The sequence below is a fragment of the Romboutsia sp. BSD2780061687b_171204_C1 genome, from assembly GCF_015560225.1.
GTDB lineage: Bacteria > Bacillota > Clostridia > Peptostreptococcales > Peptostreptococcaceae > Romboutsia_C > Romboutsia_C hominis.
The window spans coordinates 371,929-394,374 of sequence record NZ_JADMRK010000001.1; the positions used below are offsets into that span (position 1 = coordinate 371,929).

21 protein-coding genes are annotated in these 22,446 nt (G+C 27.5%); 17 read left to right on the forward strand and 4 right to left on the reverse strand.

Features of this window, described 5'->3' with window-relative positions; genetic code table 11:
* Window positions 1-9 precede the first annotated feature (9 nt).
* Entirely contained in the window at window positions 10-1,065 is a 1,056-nt protein-coding gene (locus I2H23_RS01885; RefSeq protein ID WP_166506228.1) for an NAD(P)H-dependent flavin oxidoreductase, read from the reverse strand.
* 587 nt (window positions 1,066-1,652) lie between these two features.
* Here I2H23_RS01885 and I2H23_RS01890 point away from each other — a divergent pair.
* From I2H23_RS01890 to I2H23_RS01900, 3 genes are all read left to right on the forward strand, one after another.
* Window positions 1,653-3,668, forward strand: a complete 2,016-nt coding sequence (locus I2H23_RS01890; RefSeq protein ID WP_092926676.1) for a sigma-54 interaction domain-containing protein — start codon at window positions 1,653-1,655, stop codon at window positions 3,666-3,668.
* Window positions 3,669-4,050: 382 nt separating this feature from the next.
* Window positions 4,051-4,785, forward strand: coding sequence for a gamma-glutamyl-gamma-aminobutyrate hydrolase family protein (locus I2H23_RS01895; RefSeq protein ID WP_092926674.1), 735 nt, complete (start codon window positions 4,051-4,053; stop codon window positions 4,783-4,785).
* Between the two features lie 31 nt (window positions 4,786-4,816).
* On the forward strand, window positions 4,817-6,124 hold the full coding sequence (locus I2H23_RS01900) for an APC family permease (RefSeq protein WP_092926672.1): 1,308 nt from the start codon (window positions 4,817-4,819) through the stop codon (window positions 6,122-6,124).
* Between the two features lie 79 nt (window positions 6,125-6,203).
* Here the strand turns inward: I2H23_RS01900 and typA are convergent, their stop codons facing one another.
* Window positions 6,204-8,027: a translational GTPase TypA gene (gene typA, locus I2H23_RS01905; RefSeq protein ID WP_092926670.1), complete on the reverse strand. Its 1,824-nt coding sequence runs from the start codon at window positions 8,025-8,027 to the stop codon at window positions 6,204-6,206.
* Window positions 8,028-8,426: 399 nt separating this feature from the next.
* The gene (locus tag I2H23_RS01910) at window positions 8,427-9,035 is read right to left on the reverse strand and encodes an acetate uptake transporter (RefSeq protein WP_092926668.1); all 609 of its coding nucleotides are present in this window, start codon (window positions 9,033-9,035) and stop codon (window positions 8,427-8,429) included.
* A gap of 230 nt (window positions 9,036-9,265) precedes the next feature.
* Here I2H23_RS01910 and I2H23_RS01915 point away from each other — a divergent pair, with 230 nt between their 5' ends.
* Window positions 9,266-9,457 carry a DUF1450 domain-containing protein gene (locus I2H23_RS01915; protein WP_092926666.1) on the forward strand — a complete coding sequence of 64 codons (192 nt, stop codon included), beginning with the start codon at window positions 9,266-9,268 and terminating at the stop codon, window positions 9,455-9,457.
* 455 nt (window positions 9,458-9,912) lie between these two features.
* Window positions 9,913-10,041 (forward strand): hypothetical protein, encoded by a 129-nt coding sequence (locus I2H23_RS15420; RefSeq protein WP_271891992.1) that lies wholly within the window; start codon window positions 9,913-9,915, stop codon window positions 10,039-10,041.
* A 51-nt stretch (window positions 10,042-10,092) separates the two neighbouring features.
* Here the strand turns inward: I2H23_RS15420 and I2H23_RS01920 are convergent, their stop codons facing one another.
* Window positions 10,093-10,617 carry a 2'-5' RNA ligase family protein gene (locus I2H23_RS01920; protein ID WP_092926664.1) on the reverse strand — a complete coding sequence of 175 codons (525 nt, stop codon included), beginning with the start codon at window positions 10,615-10,617 and terminating at the stop codon, window positions 10,093-10,095.
* Window positions 10,618-10,842: 225 nt separating this feature from the next.
* Here I2H23_RS01920 and I2H23_RS01925 point away from each other — a divergent pair, with 225 nt between their 5' ends.
* From I2H23_RS01925 to nagE, 12 genes are all read left to right on the forward strand, one after another.
* A complete protein-coding gene (locus I2H23_RS01925; protein WP_092926662.1) occupies window positions 10,843-11,514 on the forward strand; it encodes a PspA/IM30 family protein in 672 nt (223 codons plus the stop codon).
* A gap of 124 nt (window positions 11,515-11,638) precedes the next feature.
* Entirely contained in the window at window positions 11,639-12,313 is a 675-nt protein-coding gene (locus I2H23_RS01930; protein ID WP_092926660.1) for a hypothetical protein, read from the forward strand.
* An 80-nt stretch (window positions 12,314-12,393) separates the two neighbouring features.
* Entirely contained in the window at window positions 12,394-12,951 is a 558-nt protein-coding gene (locus I2H23_RS01935) for a hypothetical protein (RefSeq protein ID WP_166505077.1), read from the forward strand.
* A gap of 276 nt (window positions 12,952-13,227) precedes the next feature.
* Window positions 13,228-15,723: a heavy metal translocating P-type ATPase gene (locus tag I2H23_RS01940; RefSeq protein WP_092926656.1), complete on the forward strand. Its 2,496-nt coding sequence runs from the start codon at window positions 13,228-13,230 to the stop codon at window positions 15,721-15,723.
* A 210-nt stretch (window positions 15,724-15,933) separates the two neighbouring features.
* The gene (locus I2H23_RS01945; RefSeq protein WP_092926654.1) at window positions 15,934-16,143 is read left to right on the forward strand and encodes a cold-shock protein; all 210 of its coding nucleotides are present in this window, start codon (window positions 15,934-15,936) and stop codon (window positions 16,141-16,143) included.
* A 135-nt stretch (window positions 16,144-16,278) separates the two neighbouring features.
* Window positions 16,279-16,944 (forward strand): response regulator transcription factor, encoded by a 666-nt coding sequence (locus I2H23_RS01950; protein ID WP_092926652.1) that lies wholly within the window; start codon window positions 16,279-16,281, stop codon window positions 16,942-16,944.
* Window positions 16,928-18,196 (forward strand): sensor histidine kinase, encoded by a 1,269-nt coding sequence (locus I2H23_RS01955; protein ID WP_195580925.1) that lies wholly within the window; start codon window positions 16,928-16,930, stop codon window positions 18,194-18,196. The genes I2H23_RS01950 and I2H23_RS01955 overlap by 17 nt, the downstream gene beginning before the upstream one ends.
* A 294-nt stretch (window positions 18,197-18,490) precedes the next feature.
* Entirely contained in the window at window positions 18,491-18,700 is a 210-nt protein-coding gene (locus I2H23_RS01960; protein WP_092926648.1) for a hypothetical protein, read from the forward strand.
* A 157-nt stretch (window positions 18,701-18,857) separates the two neighbouring features.
* Complete coding sequence (locus I2H23_RS01965; protein ID WP_092926646.1) at window positions 18,858-19,379, forward strand: TIGR04002 family protein; 522 nt, start codon at window positions 18,858-18,860, stop codon at window positions 19,377-19,379.
* 16 nt (window positions 19,380-19,395) lie between these two features.
* Complete coding sequence (locus tag I2H23_RS01970) at window positions 19,396-19,992, forward strand: TIGR04100 family radical SAM protein (protein ID WP_092926644.1); 597 nt, start codon at window positions 19,396-19,398, stop codon at window positions 19,990-19,992.
* A gap of 221 nt (window positions 19,993-20,213) precedes the next feature.
* Entirely contained in the window at window positions 20,214-20,702 is a 489-nt protein-coding gene (locus I2H23_RS01975) for a PTS sugar transporter subunit IIA (RefSeq protein ID WP_092926642.1), read from the forward strand.
* A gap of 96 nt (window positions 20,703-20,798) precedes the next feature.
* The gene (nagE, locus tag I2H23_RS01980) at window positions 20,799-22,238 is read left to right on the forward strand and encodes an N-acetylglucosamine-specific PTS transporter subunit IIBC (protein ID WP_195580926.1); all 1,440 of its coding nucleotides are present in this window, start codon (window positions 20,799-20,801) and stop codon (window positions 22,236-22,238) included.
* The last annotated feature ends 208 nt before the right edge of the window (window positions 22,239-22,446 follow it).

A 22,446-nucleotide genomic window follows, 5' to 3' on the forward strand; every position in this document is an offset into this window, starting at 1 on the left:
TTTAATTATCTATAACTTAGAAGTTAATTCTCTTATAACCTCATCAACAGAAGATAATTTATCTACTTTGTAGGCATTTTCACCACAAAATAGCAATCCATTATCAACATCTCCTTTTACTGCATTTATAAGAGCTTCTGATATACAATAAGGAGTAGTTTTAGGATTACAAGGAATTAAACAATTATAGCATTTAGTTATTTTAGGTGATGATATAGAATTACGTTCTATAAATTTATTGTGTATTGCACGACCAGGCATTCCAACTGGACTTACAACTAAATTTATATTGTCTTTAGTAGAATTTATATAGGTTTGTTTAAATTCATAAGATGCATCACACTCATAAGTTGCAACAAATTTTGTACCTACTTGTACACCACTAGCACCTAGATTTATATATTTTAAAACATCATCAGCACTGAATATGCCGCCAGCGGCTACCACTGGTATTTCTTTATTATATTTAACACTATAAGCTTTGGTAATTTTTAGTATATCTACAAATTCTTTATCATAATTAATGCTATCTATATTTTCTAGTTCACTTTTTTTGTAACCTAAATGACCTCCAGCTTTTGGACCTTCAACTATTATTAAATCAGCTGTAGTTTTGTCTTTTTTGTCCCACATTTTTAGGATAACACTACAAGCTTTAGCAGTTGAGACTATTGGTGCAATTTTTACTTTAGAGCCTTTAATTAAAGAAGGTAATTTAATAGGAAGACCAGCCCCAGATATTATAAGGTCAACACCAGAGGAAATAGCTTCCTTTACATGTTCTTCGTAGTAGTTCATAGCTACCATTAGATTAACACCTATTATTCCTTTATTAGAATTTTCTTTAGCTTTTATTATATGACTTCTAAGGGCCGATAAGTTAGCTCTTAGAGGGTTATATTCAAAATCTTTTTCATCATAGCCAATTTGTACGCCAGATATAACTCCTATACCACCAGCACGACTTACAGCAGCTGCAAGGGAAGATCTAGATACTCCTATACCCATTCCACCTTGTATTATAGGAACTTTAGCTATTAAATCTCCAATTTTTAATGCTTTAATAAAAAACGCCTCCTTAATATAAAAAAATTATATCAAATATTAATACCAGGTACCAATAATATTATATAATAAATTGTAAGAAAATAACAAGTAAATTTTTAGAAAAATAAAGATATTGTATAATGATATATTATAAAAATTTAAAAAGGTTACAATATTTAAACTATAAATAAATAATAAAAAAGTACTATAATGTATACATAGTAAAAAATAGGAAAAACTAATGAATATACATGAAATTTCAAAATAAATTCATAAATACTTCATATATTAAAGATATAATATAAGCAAAGGAGTGATAGATATGGGTATAATACTTATAACAGCAGTAATAGTTTGTGTTATGTATGGATTAACATTCTTATCATGTTTAAGCGAGAATCACATACTAGATGATATAAACCAATAGACGACATAAAATAAAATATTAAATAGATATAGAATAAACATAAAAAAGAAGTTTGCTATAAAAATAGCAAACTTCTTTTTTATAAAAGACAAATTAAGTATAAATTAGATATAATAGTGGATAATTAGATAACAAAAATTAAAAAATATATAATACAAAGTAAAAAGGGAGACTTAATATGAAAACAATAGGTATAGTTACAGATGGATTATCCACATTAGAGGTCTTTTTAAACAACAATATAAAGATGATATTCAAAGACAAATTAAAAATAAACAATTATTTTTTTAATAATCTACAAAAAGGTCAAAAAATCGATGATGATATAATTCTTGTCATGCTTAGAGATAGGTCTATAAAACTAAAAAATTATATAGATGATAGCAAGAAAATAATAATAATAAATAGAAGTGTAAAGCAAAAAGATATATACAGACTGTTTTCACTACCTAAAAATATAGATGTGTTAGTTGTAAACGATAACAAGGAAACAATACTTGAAACTATATCCATGCTATACCACATAGGTATAAATCACTTAAATTTAATTCCCTATGATAAAGAAAAAGAATACAAGGATATTAAAGTTTGTGTAACTCCTGGTGAAACACACTTAGTTCCTGATTATATAGAAGAAGTAATTGATATAGGGCATAGATTTATAGACATATCTACATTTCTACAAATAATAACCAAACTAAAAATCGATGAAAAAGAAGTAACACAAAGACTAATAAAATACTCTGAAGAAGTTATTAGTATACATTCAGGAATAAATCATACCTATAAAAATCTTACAGTAGAAAATGATGAGCTAAAATCTATTATAAAGTTATCTAAAAATGGTATGATATTACTTTCAAATGAAGGTATTATAAAAGTCCTTAATGAAAGTGTGAAAAATATTTTAGATATAAAAGAAGATATAATAGGTAAAAACATTAAAAATTTAGATGATAAAGAATTAAAAGATATATTAAATAAAGATAAGACAAAAGATGATAATGTTATTAAATATAAAGATAAGTATATAACAATAAACAAGCACACAATAAATAGCTTTGGTAAAAATATAGGGTCATATTTTTGTATACAAGAGGTAACTTATATAAAAAAATTAGAACAAAATTTAAGTAAAGTTCTTAAAGATAAAGGTCAAGTAGCTAGATATACTTTTGATGATATTAAAACTAATTCTATAAATATGGAAAATACAAAAAAGTTAGCCAGAAAGATATCTAAATCAGATTATACAGTTTTAATAACTGGTGAAAGTGGAACTGGAAAAGAGTTGTTAGCTCAGTCTATACATAATGATTCAAATAGAAGTAAACAACCTTTTATAGCTATAAACTGTGCTGCTATGCCTGAAAATTTATTAGAAAGTGAGTTATTTGGATACGAAGAAGGAGCATTTACTGGTGCATTAAAAGGTGGTAAAAAAGGACTATTTGAACAAGCTCATAATGGAACTATATTTTTAGATGAAATAGGGGATATGCCTATGTATCTTCAAACAAAGTTACTTAGAGTACTTCAAGAAAATCAAATTATGCCAGTTGGAGGACAAAGCGTAATAGATATTGATGTTAGAGTAATAGCAGCAACAAATAGAGATTTGCTTAAAATGATAAAAGAAGAAAAGTTTAGGGCAGATTTATATTATAGAATAAATGTATTACCTATACACATACCTCCACTTAGAGAGAGAAAAGAAGATATAGATATGATGCTTAAACATTTTATAAAAAGAAAAATTAAGGTAAGTGAAGATGTAAAAATTATAATAAATGATTATGATTGGCCAGGTAATATAAGAGAGTTAAGAAATACAGCTATGTATATAGATACTATGGCATCAAAAGATGAAGTTACTACAAATGATTTACCTCATAATCTAACTAATATAAAAAAGGATTATAAAAAAGATATAGATTATATAAAAAATAGAACATCTTTAGAAAAGACAGTAAAGGTAATGAAATGTATCAAAAATCATAATGACTTAAATAAATCATTAGGAAGAAGTGCTATACTTAAAGAACTTATAAAAGAAGATATACTAATAAGTGAAGGTGAAATTAGACATATATTAGAAGTATTAAAAGGAAGAAATATTGTAGTATCAAAAAGTGGTAGGAAAGGAAGCGAATTAAGTCAAAAGGGAATAGAGGTGCTTAAGTTATTAAAATAGGCAGTTAAGTAGGCAGATTTAACTGCCTATTTAACCTATAAATATATTTTAACATTATGTATTATTTAATAAGTAAAGTAAAAGTTTTCCTAAAACAAATATTGAAAAAATTTTTATGATTATTGCTATTTTTCTATTGAAAATATTCATGAAACTAGACTAAATTAACTCATAAAATGAGTGTATACCTTTATTAGAAGAACATCTGAAAATGTATAAAATTAAAAAATATATTAAGTTAATGGACTTAAAAATTATACAAAATATCTAAATATAAAAAAATAAAATACAAATTTGGCATAGTGTTTGCTTAAAGTAATTGATGTACAAAAGATTATAGTTATAATCTAAAAATAATAGAAGAATTGGAGTGCATTAATTTATGACAAACAAAAAGCCTATAGTAGGTATATCAGGTAGCCTTATAATAGATGAAGGAGGAATGTTTCCAGGATACGAAAGAGCATATGTAAATAATGACTATGTTCAATCAGTCGCTATGTGTGGGGGTGTACCTTACATAGTTCCAATGGTTTATAATGATGAAATAATAAGAGAACAAGTAAAAAATATAGATGCTCTTATTTTATCTGGAGGGCATGATGTAAATCCCTTAAATTGGGGAGAAGAACCACATCAAAAATTAGGTGGAATATTACCTAAAAGAGATGCTTATGATTTTAAATTATTAAAATATGCCTTAGAAATGAAGAAGCCAATTTTAGGTATATGTAGAGGAGAACAAGTTATAAATGTATGTGAAGGAGGTAGCTTATATCAAGACTTATCTCTAATAGATGGATGTTATATAAAACATAATCAAGGTCATTTATCAAATGTAGCTACACATACAGCCATAATAAGAGAAGGTACGAAGTTACATAATATATTAGGAGAAAGTGAGATACATGTTAATAGTTTTCACCATTTAGCTGTAAATGAGTTAGCTAATGGATATATAGTTTGTGCAGAATCTAAAGATGGAGTAATTGAAGCTATAGAAAAAGAAGGAGAAGAATTTGTATTAGGAATTCAATGGCATCCAGAAATGATGACAAAGGATTATCCTATCATGCAAAAGCTATTTAAGGCATTAATAACAGAAGCAACTAAATAATTATAAATATATATTTTGGTGGAGGAAGACTATGGAAAGTAGTAAAAAATTAGGTTTTTGGAGTATAGTACTTCTAGGCATTAACTCAATCATAGGTTCAGGTATATTTGGATTGCCAGGAGAGGCATATAAAATGATAGGACCTGCAAGTATTGTTGTACTAGTATTTTGTACAGTACTTGCAGTATCTATAGCGCTTTGTTTTGCTGAGGCAGGAAGTTGGTTTGATGAAAATGGTGGACCATATCTTTATGCTAAGGAAGCGTTTGGTCAATTTATAGGTTTTGAAGTTGGATTTATGAAGTGGGCTATAGGTATGATAGCTTGGGCAGCTATGGCAAACTTTTTTGCAATAACGATTTCTACTGTTTGGCCTCAAGCAGCAGATCCATTTACTAAAAATGTTATAATAGGTGTAGTATTAATAGGTCTTGGAATAGTAAACATAATGGGTGTACAAGCATCAAAAGTTTTAAATGATATAATAACTATAGGTAAACTTGTTCCATTAATATTCTTTATAGTTGTAGGAATTTTCTTTGTAAAAGGTGGTAACTTTAAACCGTTTGTAATTGTACCATCTGGTGAAGCTACAACAACAGCATTTGTTGCAGCTGCAATATCATTATTTTATGCATTTACAGGATTTGAATCTTTGGCAGTTGCAGCAAAGGATATGGAAAATCCTAGGGAAAACGTTCCAAAAGCTTTAATTACAGTGATGGCAATAGTATCAATTGTATATGTGTTTGTTTTAGCTATAAGTGTTGGTGTATTAGGTCCTAAGTTAAGTGGAGCAGCAACACCTGTAGCAGATGCAGCTAAATCAATGGTAGGTAATATTGGAACTTATATAATAACAATAGGAACAGTAATATCTGTTGGTGGTATAAATATAGCAGCATCTTTCTTAACACCAAGATCAGGGGTTGCATTAGCTGAACAAGGATTAGTTCCAAAGTGCATAGCTAAAAATAATAAAAAAGGTGCTCCATATATAGCAATAATAATAACAGTTGTTGGAACTCTTTTAATAGCTTGGTCAGGTTCATTTAAATTTTTATTACAAATAAGTGTTATATCTAGATTTATACAATATATACCAACATGTATAGCAGTATTAGTATTTAGAAAGAAATATAAAGATAAGCAAGTAAGATTTAGAATACCAGGTGGAGCATTTGTACCAATATTTGCAGTATTAATTAGTTTATGGCTATTAATAGAAGCAGGAATTAGTGACCCTATGAAGATAGTATGGGGACTAGGTGGATTACTAATAGCTGTACCATTCTATTTCTATATGACTAAAGTGTATAAAGTTAAAAATGTTGAATAATAAATAGTATCTAGAATTAATATTTTAGAAATATAAAAAAGAACACTTTAGAGAATTACTAAAGTGTTCTTTTTATAAACTATTTATTAGCTTGTCTAGATTTGTTGTATTTTAATCTATCATGCTCATTTAAGAATTTCTTTCTAAGTCTTATAGCATCTGGAGTTATTTCAACTAACTCATCATCTTCTATAAATTCTAAAGCTTCTTCTAATGTGAATGTTCTAGCAGCTTGTAACTTAACTGCTTCATCAGTACCAGAAGCACGAACGTTAGTTAATTTCTTATTTTTACAAGGGTTAACAGTCATGTCATCTTTTCTAGAGTTCATACCTATTATCATACCTTCGTAAACTTCAACAGCAGGGTCAACAAACATTTGAGCTCTTTCGCTTAATGCATTAAGAGCATAAGCCATAGTAGTACCAGCTGTTTGAGCTATTAAAACTCCGTTAGTTCTTCCAGGTATTTCACCTTTATGTTCTTCATATCTCTCAAATGATCTAACTAAAGAACCTTCTCCACGAGTATCGTTTATGAATTCACTTCTGTATCCAAGTAATCCTCTTGTTGGAGCGATGAATGTTATTTTAACATAGTCACCTTCTATTTCCATAGCTTCCATCATTGCTTTTCTTAGGTTTAATTTATTTATTACAGTTCCTGAGTAAACTTCTGGACAGTTAACTATAACTCTTTCCATTGGCTCTAATAACTTACCATCTTCTTTTATAAATAAAACTTCTGGTTTAGAAACACCTATTTCGTATCCTTCACGTCTCATGTTTTCTAAAAGGATAGATAAGTGAAGCTCTCCACGTCCTGATACTCTGTATCCATCAGTTGTGTCTAATGGCTCAACTTTAAGACCAACATTAACTTCTAATTCTTTGTCTAATCTATCTTTTAAGTGTCTTGTAGTTACGAACTTACCACTTTTTCCGCAGAATGGAGAGTCATTAACTAAGAAGTTCATAGATAAAGTAGGTTCTTCTATGTGTATCATTTCCATTGGAATTGGATTGTCACTATCACATATAGTTTCACCTATAGATATATCACTTATACCAGCTATAACAACTATATCTCCAGCATAAGCTTCATCTTTTTCAACTTGGTTTAATCCTTCATAAACTGTAAGCTTAGATATTCTTCCTTTAGCTACTGAACCATCAGCTTTACATATAGAAACTTGAGAACCATTTTTTATAGTTCCTTTGTAAACTCTACCGATTCCAAGTCTACCTACATAGTCATCATAAGCAAGTGCAGATATTTGTAATTGAAGAGGTTCTTCACTGTAATCAGGGTATGCTTCAACATGTTCAACAACAGTTTCAAATAATGGAGCTAAGTTAGTACTTTCATCGTCCATTTCTTTCTTAGCTATACCTTGTTTAGCTATACCGTATATTATTGGGAATTCACATTGCTCATCAGTTGCGTTTAAGTCAACGAATAAGTCAAATACTTCATCAACAACTTCTTCAGCTCTTTGATCTTGCTTGTCTATCTTGTTTATGAAAAGTATTGGTCTAAGTCCAGCTTCTAAAGATTTTTGTAAAACGAATCTTGTTTGAGGCATTGGTCCTTCACTAGCATCAACTAGTAATATAACTGTATCAACAGTCTTTATAACACGTTCAACTTCAGAAGAGAAGTCACTATGTCCTGGTGTATCTACTATATTTATCTTGTAGTCCTTATAGTTTATAGAACAGTTTTTAGAATATATTGTTATACCTCTTTCTGCTTCAAGGTCATTACTATCCATTACACAGTCTTTAACTACTTCATTATCTCTAAATGTTCCAGATTGATGCAAGAAAGCATCAACTAAAGTTGACTTACCAGCATCAACGTGGGCTATAACCGCTATGTTTATTATTTTGTTTTTTGACATTGAATATGCTCCTTTCGCATTAAAATAACTTATTTAGTATAGCACAGTATAACTGTGTATACAAGATACTAAAACTTAAAATAAAAGTATAACAATGAATATATTTTATGTAAAAAAAATAATTTAAAGTTAATTTTAAAGATAAAAAATAAAAGTTAGTTTTTTTATCTAAGGGAAAATGTTTGTGGTAAAGGGTAGATATGTATTAAAAATTTTGAATAGAATTTAGATTGCATTTTTTAGTTTAATGAAAATAACAATGAGGAAATCAATAAATACAAATAAAAAATATTAATTAAATGAAAAAATCCTACCTATTTATATAGGTAGGATTTTAATGTCTAAAATATGTCTAAAAATTATTATAATATAAATTTAAAAATCTTAGTTAATATTAAATTATTTTTTGAATATTCCAAATGGCTTACCAACAGGTAAAAATACTCTTCCAAAATGAGCATTCAGTACTGAAGCAGCAGAACCATAGAATGAGAATACTGCTATAAGCATTTCTGAGTATGCAGCAAATGTATGAGTTGCTTCTGACATTATACCGAATGAACTTAAAGTAAGCCCTATAAATAAGCAGTCTATAAGTACAAATATTATAAATAATACTTTATGTGTCTCCATTGCACCTATAGTCATATATAAAGTAAATATTAGGTAACCTAAGTATGCAAAACCTAATTGCTTAACATCTATAGTAGAAGCTAAAGCTTGTCCAAATACTCCATTTTGAATTAACCATACTAATCCAACTGAGTACCAGAAAAATGCATATCCACCAAATGCAGTAGCTCCAAATGTATTGTTATGTTTAAAATCGTTTATACTTGCCATTAATTGGGCAGATGCTCCTAAAAATATTGCCCATGGGATAACAAAAGATACACCAGAAGTTAATCCTAACTTTTGAGATGATGCAACTAATGTTATCATTGCTAATCCAAAAAGCCCTAATGCTGAAGGATCAGCAGTTACAACTTTAACTTTAGTTTCGTTCATGATTTCCTCCAAAAAAATTTATTTATAATTATATAAGTTCATCTTTGTATACAATATACTTTATTCATAACAAAGACTAAACTATAATAACATCTTTATTGACAAAAACGCAAGAGAAAATTCAAAAAAATTCAAATTGAATAAAATTTATAAAAATATACAAATGTTTACTGTATATTTTTATAGGGTAATAATAATTTAAAATAATTAATTAAATAAGGAGAATGAAAATGATTAGAGTGTGTCCATATTGCTCAAACGTTGATGTTAATAAATTAAAAGAAATAGCTGGAGAAGAAAATGTAAGTACAGGATGTATAGGTGTTTGTAGAATGTATTCAAAAGAGGCTGTAGCTAAGATTGATGGAAATCTTGTTATAAAGCAAACAGAAAAAGAGCTATTTGATATGATAAAAAAATAAAAAAATACCATGATTAATCATGGTATTTTTTATGCTTAAGGAAATTATGATACTTTAAAAACTGTGTATAATTATTGTAGTCAAGTAATACCAATAAGTTTAGTTGATCGAAAAAAAGATATTTTGAGCAACTGATGAAGTCATTGGCGACACGAAGTGTTTCTCTGACACGTCGCTTAGGCGAAGTAAATTTTTTATCATATATAAAAGGAAAGGGATATATATAAATTAATTAATATATATAATTCAGAAAATCGATAAAAAAATCTATCTATAAATATACAATATAAATTAAAACAAAAACATGGGAAATATTAGTGTGGGTAATATGAACAAAGAAGGCAAAAACAGTTCTTGGAATTACATTTATCTCGTCACTTATGTTGGTAGGATGTAGCTCCACTAAAACTTCAAATGTTGATCAATTTGTAGTACTACAAAATTAAAATGCAAGAATGAATATAAATCTATCAATAGATAATATATATTTTAAGATATCAAAAGGATTTAATACGATAGTAAACTTATACGAAAGTAGTGAAGTAGATAGAGTTGGTGGTCCAAAAATTAGAAACTGTATATAATTATAAAATTCCCCTTTATTTTTTAAAGGGGAATTTTATATAAAAATATATTTATTTGAGAATATATTCTTTGTGAAGTATCCAATTATTATCTATCCACTTATATATTGAAATATTATCAAAACTGCAATAGAAATCACAAGGGATATTATTTACATAATCCCACAGTTCATTAAACTTACTTCTTATTTTTTTAGAACTTATTGTAACATGGAATATTTTATCCTTACCATCATGGCTATCAAAGTTTATATAATTTATAGAGGAAAGTTCATCTATAAGTTTATCATGAACAAATTTAGCATCATTACTCATAAAAACTTTCATATATATAACTCGATCATCAAAATGATCATATCCATGGATTTCATAAGGTGTAGCATCATTAGAATTAGAAAATATATTTAATGTTTTTTCTAATTGCGAAATATCATCACTTTCAAAAGGGGATTTTATAGTAAAGTGAGCAGGCAGTTTAGAAGATTTAACACCAAACTTATCAAAGACATCCTTTCTTAAAGTGTTATTAAATTTGCCTGCATCTTTTTTTAAAACACTAACTATTACATATCTCAAATGTTTACCTCCAAGTATATTTATACTAATTTTTAACAAATATTTCATAAAGAATTCATATAAATATTATAAAATGAAATATAACATATATTTATATATTAAGTTAAAAGGTTACAGTATTTATACCAATTATAGTATAGACACATGTTATATATAAATATACAATATATTATAAGGTCATGATTATCAATGTATAATCACAATAATAAAAGGATGGGATGAAAAATGAGCTTTTTTAAAAGACTAAAAAATATAGTGGATGCAAAGGCTAACAAAGCGTTAGATAAGCATGAAAATCCAATTGAAATGTTAGAACTATCTATAACTAAAAAAGAAAAGTTATTACAAGATGCTAAAAAACAATGTGCAAACTTTATAGCATCAGTAGATGGAATTAGAAATGAGAAAAAAGATATACAAGAAAAAATAGATAAATATGAAGAAGCCACTAAAGTTGCTATACAAAAGGAAGACAATGAAAAAGCGCAAAACTTTGTAAAACAAAAATTAGAACTTCAAGGAAAATTAACTCAAACAGAAGCTAGAATAAAAGAACAAGATGAAAAAATACAACTTGTAAAAAATAAAATATCAGACTTAGAAATAGAAATATCTAAAATGAAATCTAAAAAGCAAGAATTAGCTACAAGACTTGATGTTGCTGAAATAAATAATGATATAAATGAGACATTAGCTGGTTTAAATGATGATCATGGTATAAACTTAGATGAACTAGAAAAGAAAGTTGCTCAAAAGGAAAGCTATGGTAAAGCATTAGAAGATTTAAAACCTAAAGACGAAGATGAACTTTTAGATGAATATATAAGTAGTTCTCCATCAGTTGATGATGAAGTAGCTAAAGAATTAGAAAGAATAAAAGAACAAATGAAAAAATAAGTAGATTATATTAATCTATTTAAATATTTGTAGATGAATGCTTCGTTTAAATACCAAATCATAAAAGTTGGTTATATAGACGAAGCAAATTTTTTTTATTAGTTAATGTAAGGGGTGCAAAGTTATGGCAAATGAAATAATACAAAGCGAAAAAGACAAATATAAAAAGATTTACTCAGATATAATGTTTTCTTATGATGACTTAAGACAAATGTTAGATGAAAATGAATTAAATAAAAGAACATTTATAAATAAAGTTGAAACATTAAAAGATTATATGGACTTTTTAGATAGATTAGAAAGTGAAAGTAAAAAAGATAAAGGCTTTTTTAAAAAATTATTCAGTAAAAGTGATGATATAGAATCAAAAATTAATAATTATTTAACTATAGATAAAAAAAGGGATATAGATAAACTACAAAAGTGTAGCAAATGTAAGTGTATAAATTGTGCATCAAATTGCATGGTTAATTCTTGTTTAAATTGTAGAGAAGAAGAATATGTATATGGATGTGATAAAAAAACTGATGCATTTACTAAAACAAAGGAAACTGTGACTTTATACGATGGTAATAAAGAAATAATATTTAATGTAGCAGGATACTTAATAGAAAAAAGTGATAGCAATATATTTAGATATGTATATTTAATTGATTCAAAAGACTATGATAATCAACATTTATTAAGATACTCTAAATTTAAAGGGGAAGAAAATTATGATTCTGTAATAGTTGATGATAGTCAAGATGAACTTATAAGACTTAATAATAAATTTATAGAACTAGGGCTTACAGTATAGTGAAGAAAAATAAGTTAAGATTATTTCCCCTATTATTAGTAGCTTTATTTACGTTTTTAGTTACATTTAATTCACTCTCAATGATAAAATCAGAGGCCTATGGGAAAGATTTAGGTGAAGTAGCTTACTCAAGAAGTAGGAGCTCTTTTCATTCAAGTAGTTCTAGTAAAAGTTACTCTAAGCCAAAGAGTATAAAGCCAAGTTCTGGTAGTTTTTCTAGTAAACCAAGTAGTAGCTTAAAGAGCAGTAAAAGTAGCAAACCACAAAGTACTATAAAGCCAGATTCAGGAGGCTTTACGACTAAGCCAAGTGATAACAGCAATATAGACAGTAAAACAGATAGCAAATCAAATAGCACTATAAAACCAGACTCAGGAAGTTTTTCTACAAAGCCTAAAAATGAAAGTAATGAAAATAATTCTAATACCAATAAAAAATATTATGACTATGATGAGCCTAAATCAAGTAGGCCTATATTTGGAGGAGGATATTATAGCGGAGGATTTAGTCCTTTTGGAAGAATGTTTTATAGTTTTTCAATGAGTTCGTGGATAGTAAAGCTAGTAGTTATATTAACTATAGTAGTAGTGTTATATATAGCAATAGATTTTATAAAAAATAGAAGAGACGGAGATTAATATTAGTAAAGAAAAAACAACCTATGGTAGATAATAAGTCTATACATAGGTTATTTTTTTACAGATAAGGATTTTTTAGTATAAAAGTATTGATAAAAAATAGGTTATAAAATGGATATTTTAAGTATAAGAGGAAATTATTATGATATTAGGAAAGTATATTTTTTATTTGTTAAGTGATAACACTTAAAAATTTATAGACTTATAAAAAATGTTTTAATATACCTATACAGGGTATAGAAAAAATATAATTAAAAAATAAAGGAGCCAAATGACATGGGTAATATAATTACAAAAACGTATAAAGTCACAGGAATGACTTGTGCAGCATGTGCAAAAGCTGTTGAAAGAGCCGTCAAAAAGCTAGATGGAGTACAAAGTCAGAGTATAAACATGGTGACAGAAAAGTTAGAAATAGTATACGATGATAGTAAAGTTGGTTTTGAAGACTTTAAAAAAGCTATACAAAAATCAGGATATGATATATTAGAAGATACAACATATAAAAAGGTTGATTTAAAAATTGGTGGAATGACATGTGCAGCATGTGCAAAAGCTGTTGAAAGAGCTACTAAGAAATTAGATGGAGTAGAAAGTTCAAGTGTGAATATAGCTACAGAAATAGCATCAATAAGTTATGATCCAAGCAAGATTAAATTATCTAAATTAGAAGAAGCTATTAAAAAGTCAGGATATGAAGTATTAGAGAATAATAAAGATAAAAATCAAATAGATGAAGATAAATTAAGAAAAGAAAAAGAAATGAAAACTTTATTTACTAAGTTTATAATAGCTGTAGGATTCTCTATACCACTATTTTATATAGCGATGGGACCTATGATAACAAAACCCTTTGGTCCATTACCAGTACCAAGCATAATAAATCCTAATACAAACCCTTTAAATTATGCACTAATTCAAATGTTACTTGTTATACCTGTAATGGGAGCTGGGTATAAATTCTATGTAAATGGATTTAAAGCATTACTAACAAAAAGTCCTAATATGGATTCTCTAGTTGCAATAGGTACATCAGCAGCATTTTTATATAGTGTATATACAACATTTAAAATAGCAAATTATAATGGACAAATGCCTCACGGACATCATCAGTTATACTATGAAAGTGCAGGAATAATAATTGCTTTAATATTACTTGGGAAATATTTAGAATCAAGATCAAAAGGAAAAACTAGTGAAGCAATAAAAAAACTTATGGGACTTCAACCAAAAACTGCACTTATATTAAAAGGTGATAAAGAAATTGAAGTACCAATAGATGAAGTTGAAGTTGGAGATATAATAATAGTAAAACCAGGTAGCAAGATACCAGTAGATGGTGTTGTAGTAGATGGTACTACATCAGTAGATGAATCAATGCTTACAGGGGAAAGTATACCTGTTGAAAAAAATATTGGTGATAAGGTAACTGGAGCTAGTATAAATAAGCATGGAAGTATAAAATTTAAAGCAGAAAAAGTAGGTAGTGATACAGCTTTATCTCAAATTATAAAATTAGTGGAAGATGCACAAGGCAAAAAAGCACCTATTGCAAAACTTGCAGATACTGTATCAGGATATTTTGTACCAGTTGTTATAATAATAGCTATAGTGTCAGCAGCAGCTTGGGCTTTATTTGGAAATAAAGATTTAGAGTTTGTCTTAACAATATTTATATCTGTATTAGTTATAGCCTGTCCATGTGCATTAGGACTTGCAACACCAACAGCTATAATGGTTGGTACAGGAAAAGGGGCAGAAAATGGAATACTTATAAAAGGTGGAGAAGCTTTAGAATTTGCACATAAAGTAGATACTGTAATATTTGATAAAACAGGAACTATAACTGAAGGTAAGCCAAAAGTAACAGATGTTATAGTAAGTGATGATATAGATGAAAAATATATAATACAAATAGCAGCAAGTGCAGAAAAAACATCAGAACACCCATTAGGGGAAGCTATAGTTAAGTATGGTGAAGAAATAGGAATAAAATTTGTAGAAGTTAAAAACTTTAAAGCTATACCAGGACATGGTATAGAAGTAAACATAGATAATAAAAATATATTACTTGGTAATAAAAGATTAATGGAAAGTAGAGATATAAGTCTAGAATCTCTACATAAAAAATCTGATAGGTTAGCACAAGAAGGAAAAACACCTATGTATATAGCTATAGAAAATAATATAGCTGGAATAATAGCAGTTGCCGATACTGTTAAAGAAAATAGTAAAAAAGCAGTAGACAAATTACATGAAATGGGAATAAAAGTAGCTATGGTAACAGGAGATAATAAAAAGACTGCCAATGCTATAGCTAGAGAGGTTGGAATAGATATAGTAGTATCAGAAGTATTACCTCAAGATAAATCAAATGTAGTTAAAAATCTTCAAAATGAAGGTAAGTTTGTTGCTATGGTTGGAGATGGTATAAATGATGCACCAGCACTAGCACAAGCTAACGTAGGTATAGCTATAGGAAATGGAACAGATGTGGCTATGGAATCTGCAGATATTGTTTTAATGAAAAGTGATTTAATTGATGTATGTAATGCAATAAAACTAAGTAATGAGACAATTAAGAATATAAAAGAAAACTTATTCTGGGCATTTGGATACAATACAATAGGAATACCAATAGCAGCAGGGCTACTTTATATATTCGGAGGACCGCTACTAAATCCAATGTTTGCAGCAGCAGCTATGAGTTTAAGTTCAGTATCAGTAGTAAGTAATGCACTTAGACTAAAAAACTTTAAAACATACAAATAATAAAAAAGAGTTACCTTAAGTAACTCTTTTTAGTTTATAAAAAATTAATTTAAAATAGTGTAAAATGATGAAAATAAAGTTTGTAAATTAGGCAAGCTATTATTTGGTATTAGTAAATCAAAACAAGATGAACTTTAAAGAGTTAATAGTATAAAATATATAAGTAAAGAAATAATATTATTAATTAATAATATTAAAGGAGTAGACAAAATGGCAAAGTTCAACGGTGTAGTAAAGTGGTTTAATAGTGTAAAAGGATATGGTTTTATAACTTGTGATACTGGTGAAGACGTATTTGTTCACTTTACAAATATAAAAGAAGAAAATGATGAAAAGAATTTACATGAAGGTGAAGAAGTTAGCTTTGATATGGTAGAGGCTCCAAAAGGAATGTCAGCTATAAATGTACACAAATTATAAAAATAAGGAACTATCAATTGATAGTTCCTTATTTTTAATTACGGAAAAAATTATATACGTCATAAAAAATTCATATAGTTATAAATTAATTATGATAAAATTAAATATAAATAAAGATCAAATGGAGTTGATAAAATGAGTGAATCTATATTAGTTATTGAAGATGATTCAGATATACAAGAACTCATAGTTGAGTTTTTAGGTTCTAAGGGATATAAAATAGACTCAGCTAATGATGGAGTAGAAGGTATACAAAAGTTTAAGGAAAAAGAATATGATTTAATAATACTTGATATTATGATGCCAAATTTAGATGGACATTCAGTATGTAAAATGATTAGAAAAAATTCAAATGTACCTATAATATTTTTAACAGCATTAACTGACGAATCAGATCAGATAAAAGGGTTTGATTTAGAGTGTGATGATTATATAACAAAGCCTTTTTCATTTAAGTTACTTATAAAAAGAGTAGAAGCAGTGCTTAGAAGGACATCACAAACTAGTAGTGACTGTTTAATCTTTGAAGACTTAAAATTAGATTTAAATACGTATACAGCACAAATAAAAGAAGAAACTATAGAACTTACTTTAAAGGAATTTAATATACTTAAGACTTTAATAGAAAAATATCCACAAGTGGTAACTAGAGAAAGTTTATTAGATAGTATATGGGGATATGACTATTATGGAGATACAAGAATAGTTGATGCACATATAAAAAATATAAGAAAAAAAATAGTATTACCATATATAAAAACAGTAAAAGGTATAGGATATACTCTTGAAAAAGATATTTAGTAAATGGGAAAAATTAAATATAAAGTATAAACTATTTACAATAACAACAGGGTTATTACTAGCATTAGCTATAATAATATACCTAATCTTATATTTTTTATTACCAACATATTATTATGAGTATAAAATAGGGAATTTCGAAAAAAGTGTAGCACGACTTAAGAAAGAATCAGTATTTTATACAACGGATGAATTAAAAGAGAAGCTACATCAACTAGAAGCGAGTCAAAATCTATCTGTTCTTTTAACTAACCAAAGTGGAAGAAGAATTTATGGTAGAACAGAATTATTAATACTTAATCATAGTAAATATATAATAAATAATAGTAGAGAATACCCTAAGAATATTACTATATATACTAAAGATTCAATACTCCCATATAATTTAAGTATAGTAATGCCGCTTCAGCCTATAGATGAAGCTACTGAGGTTATAAGAAATCTTATGCCATATATTATAGGGGTAGCTATATTAATAGCTATAATAGGTGCATACATATATACAAAAGTAATAACTAAACCTTTGATAGATATAATAGAAACTGAAAGAGAAGCTGAAAATAAAAGAAAAGAATTTATAGCTACTATATCTCATGAACTAAAAACGCCAATAACTATAATAAGTGGACAACTAGAAGGTATGATTTATAATATAGGGAAATATAAAGATAGAGATTTATATTTAGAAAAATCATATGATACTACACAAGAGTTAAAAGAATTGGTAAATGAGATGATAGAAGTATCAAAATGTGAAATATTAGAAACTGATTTGACTTTAGATACTGTTAATTTAAGCAATATGGTTGAAAATATAATAAAAAGACAAGTATTTTTAATAGAAGATAAAAATTTAAATACAGTAATAGATATAGAAAAAGATTTGTATGTAAAATGTGATGAAGATAGAATAAAAAAAGCAATAAGTAATATAATAAACAATGCTATAAAATATTCACCAAATAAAGAAACTATAATAGTGAAGCTGTACACTAAAAGTGTAAAAATTGCTAGAAGAAAAACTGATTCAAAAATATATTTAGAAGTCGAAAATACAGGCATTACTATAGATAAAAAATATCTAAATGAGATATTTAAGCCATTTTTTAGAGTAGAAAAATCAAGATCTAGAAAAACTGGAGGAAGTGGGCTAGGGTTATATTTAGTTAGTAAAATACTTCAAAGTCATGGATTTAAGCATAACATAAAAAATAAAGAGAATTCAGTAATATTTACTATAGAGTTTAATTAAACTTTCAAAGTTCATTCACTTAAAACTCATATTAAATTCATATTAAAAAGTTAATATATAAGTATAGAAAGACTAGCTTAAAAACCATAATATAATACCCTAAAATAATGGCAACACTCCCTCACATCCTCCTATGGGTTGCCATTATTTATATCCCCTATATTTTATATAGGGGATATTTTTAATTGTAAGTAAAATGTATAATTTATAAAATAATAAATTAGATTTTGTACAAAAAAAGAAAGTAATAATTTTTAATAAAATGCAAAAAATAATATAAATAAAGGAGGATATATGACTACTATGAAAAATTATATGAATAATATGAAAAATGATATGGAAAAAAGACTTGATGGAGCTAAAGAAAAAGCAGAAGATGTAAAAGAAAATGTACTAGGATTTATGGCTAATATGGAAAATCAAGTGGAAGATGGAATGGAAAGATATAAAGAAAAAAAATTTGCTAAAAATTTAAAAAAACAAATGGAAAAAGAACATAAATAAATACCTAAAAGAGCTAAATTATTTAGCTCTTTTAATATTTAAATAAAATTGTATCATTACATTTTATATTTATTATATATTTAAGATCCATATATGGAAATTGTATGAGTTAGGTAGTAATATTTAATTAGGATTCATTAAAAGTGGAGGAATAATTATGGATAGAATGAATGAAGTAAGTAAAACTAAAACAAAATTTTTAGTGACATCATCTTTATTTGCCGCACTAGTTTGTTTAACAACAGCATATATATTACATATTCCAGTAGGAGCTAATGGAGGGTATGTTCATATAGGGGATTCATTTATATATTTAGCAGCAGCTATACTTCCTACTCCTTACGCAATGATTTGTGCAGCAATAGGAGCTGGAATGGCAGATTTAGTTAGTGGTGCAGCTATATGGCTAATACCAACAATAATAATAAAGCCAATATTAGTATTATTTATAAGCTCAAATAGCGAAAAAATAATAACTAAAAGAAATATAATAGGAAGCTTTATTGCGGGATTTGTAGGATGGTTTTTATATATGATAGCAGGGGGAATTATATCAGGTACATTTGTAGGTGCATTTGTATTGTCTCTTGTAGGTTTTGTACAACCAATAGGAAGCTTTATAGTGTTTTTATTAATTGGAAGTACTTTTGATAAATTAGAAATAAAGAAAAAATTTTAATAAAAAGGAGATAGATATGAATATATTATATACAATAGGTGATAGTCTTTATGTAAACTTAACTAATAAATGTCCATGTAGATGTATATTTTGTATAAGAGATGAGAAGGATGAAATTGAAAAAAGTGGAAGTTTATGGCTAGAACATGAACCAAGTATTGACGAAATAAAGGAAGCTTTTAAAAATTATAATTTAAGCGATTATAATGAAGTTGTATTTTGTGGATATGGAGAACCCTTAGTTAGACTAGACGAAGTAATAGAAATTAGTAAGTTTATAAAAGAAAAAAGTAATGTAAAAGTTAGGGTTAATACCAATGGTTTAAGTGATTTGATTCATAAAAAGAAAACAGCAATACTATTAAAGGATAATATAGATTCTATATCAATTAGCTTAAATGCTCCAAATAAAGAGGTTTATACAAAGGTTACAAGACCTAAATACGGGGAAGTATCATTTGAATATATGATAAATTTTGCAAAAGAATGTAAAGAGTATATAAGTGAAGTAGCTTTTTCCGTTGTAGATGAAATATCGCAAGAAGAAATAGAAATGTCAAAAGTGTTAGCAAATAAGCTTGGAATAGATTTAAAAGTAAGAAATAAAAATTAAAATACTTAGAGTACACTAAAAAACTATAAAAATAAATTTATTTTTATAGTTTTTTAGTATATATAATAATAAATAAGTATTAAAATATAAATTTAAATTCAATGGGGAATATTTCATAAAAAGTAAAAAAAATATAAAAAAAGTATAAAATTTGACGGTATTTATGGTAAACTACAACTAAAAAGAAAATTAAATTAACAAAAGAACAGGAGCAAAGAGCAATGGGAATATTTGATATCTTCAAAAAGAAAAATAAAAGCAGTATTATATTATCGCCTACAAATGGTGAAATATTAGAGTTATCATATGTACCAGATGAGGTATTTTCCAACAAGATTATGGGAGATGGATTTGCTATAAAGTCAAATGATGGGGTTATAGTATCACCAGTAGATGCAACAGTTGAGATGATATTTGATACTAAACATGCTATGGGGTTAAAAACTGATGATGGTTTAGAATTACTTATACATTTAGGAATAGATACAGTGAATTTAAAAGGTGAAGGTTTCGAGATATTCACAAATGTTGGAGATAAAGTTAAAGCAGGAGATAAAATAATGAAAATGGATGTTGACTTTATAAAAAATAATGCAACATCGGATATAAGTCCTATAATATTTACTAGTTTAGAAGATGGACAGTCTGTAAAAATTGTAACAGGTGCTGTAGAAGCTAAAGAAGAAAATAGAATAGAAATAGTTAAATAACTAACAAATAGGGGGGTCTTTAGATATATCTAAGGACCTTTTATATGTAATAAAATTAAATTAAAATAAATAATGACATCGACAGGAGGAAATTATATGCTTAAATTTTTACAGCGTATAGGTAAATCACTTATGTTACCTATAGCGGCACTACCAATAGCAGGTATTATGCTAAGAATTGGACAACCTGATGTAATAAAAGCATTGTATGCAGTGCCATTTATGTCTCAAGTACTTCCATTTTTTGGAGCAGCAGGGTCTGCATTATTTGATAATTTACCATTATTATTTGCACTAGGAGTTGCAGTTGGCTTATCTGATGATCAAAATGGTGCATCAGCTCTAGCAGGTGTTATATCTTATTTAACTTTAACTAATGTTACTACTAAATACTGGGGTATAAATTTTGCACCAGAAATAGCATCAACATTAAATATATCATTTTTAGGAGGTATACTAGCAGGTTTAATAGGTGGATTATCATATAATAGATATAGAAAAGTTCAACTGCCAGAATTTTTAGCATTCTTTGGTGGAAGAAGAGCAGTTCCTATAATGTCTGGATTAATATCAGCTATAGTAGCTATACCTTTAGCTATAGTTTGGCCTAGTATTCAAGCTTTTTTAGGAGATATATCAGCAGCTATAGCAGGGTTTGGAGCTATGGGAGCAGCATTATATGGATTCTTTAATCGTCTATTAATACCAATGGGACTTCATCATGTATTTAATTCATTCTTCTGGTTCCAATTAGGAAACTTTAATGGGACAACAGGAGATTTAAACAGATTCTTTGCAGGAGATCCTACAGCAGGACACTTTATGGCAGGATTTTTCCCAGTAATGATGTTTGGTTTACCAGCAATAGCATTTGCTATATACTGTGCAGCTAAGAAAGAAAAGAAAAAAGCAGTAGCAGGTATGCTTTTTTCTTTAGGACTTACAGCTTTATTAACAGGTGTTACAGAGCCACTTGAATTTTTATTTATATTTTTATCACCAGCATTATTAGTAGCTCATGCAATACTTACAGCAATATCTATGTTTATTACAGATTCTCTAGGAGTACTTCATGGATTTACATTTTCAGCAGGAGCGATAGACTATTTACTAAACTTTAACTTAGCTACTAATCCAATATATATATTACTAGTAGGACTTGGAATTGGTGCTTTATACTTTGTAGTATTTTACTTCTTAATAGTTAAGCTAGACTTACCAACTCCAGGTAGAGAAGATGATGATGAACTTAGTTCAAATCCAATACAAAATAGTGAAGTAGCAGCAACTAGTGAAGATGAAATATCTAGAAAATATATAGAATATCTAGGTGGAGATGAGAATATAATTAAGGTTGAAAACTGTGCAACTCGATTAAGATTAGAACTAGTTGATACTGATAAAATGAATGAAAAAGGTTTAAAATCATTAGGGGCAAAAGGTGTTGTTAAATTAAGCAAGACTAGTGCTCAAGTTATAGTTGGTACGAAAGTTGAATTCGTAGCTGATGGAATAAATGAAAGTCTTAGAAAATAGAAAATAATAAGGATATCTAAACTTAGGTATCCTTATTTATAATACCATGAATTTTAAACTTTATTAATTTTAGATGATTTAATCAAGGTTTGTTCTTAGTGGATACTAATAAAAAGTGTCAGTAGTATGGGTAAAGCAAATTTTTGTTGTTCAACTTTTACCAAAGTATAGCTATAATATAAAATAAATGAAAATAAAAATTATCTAA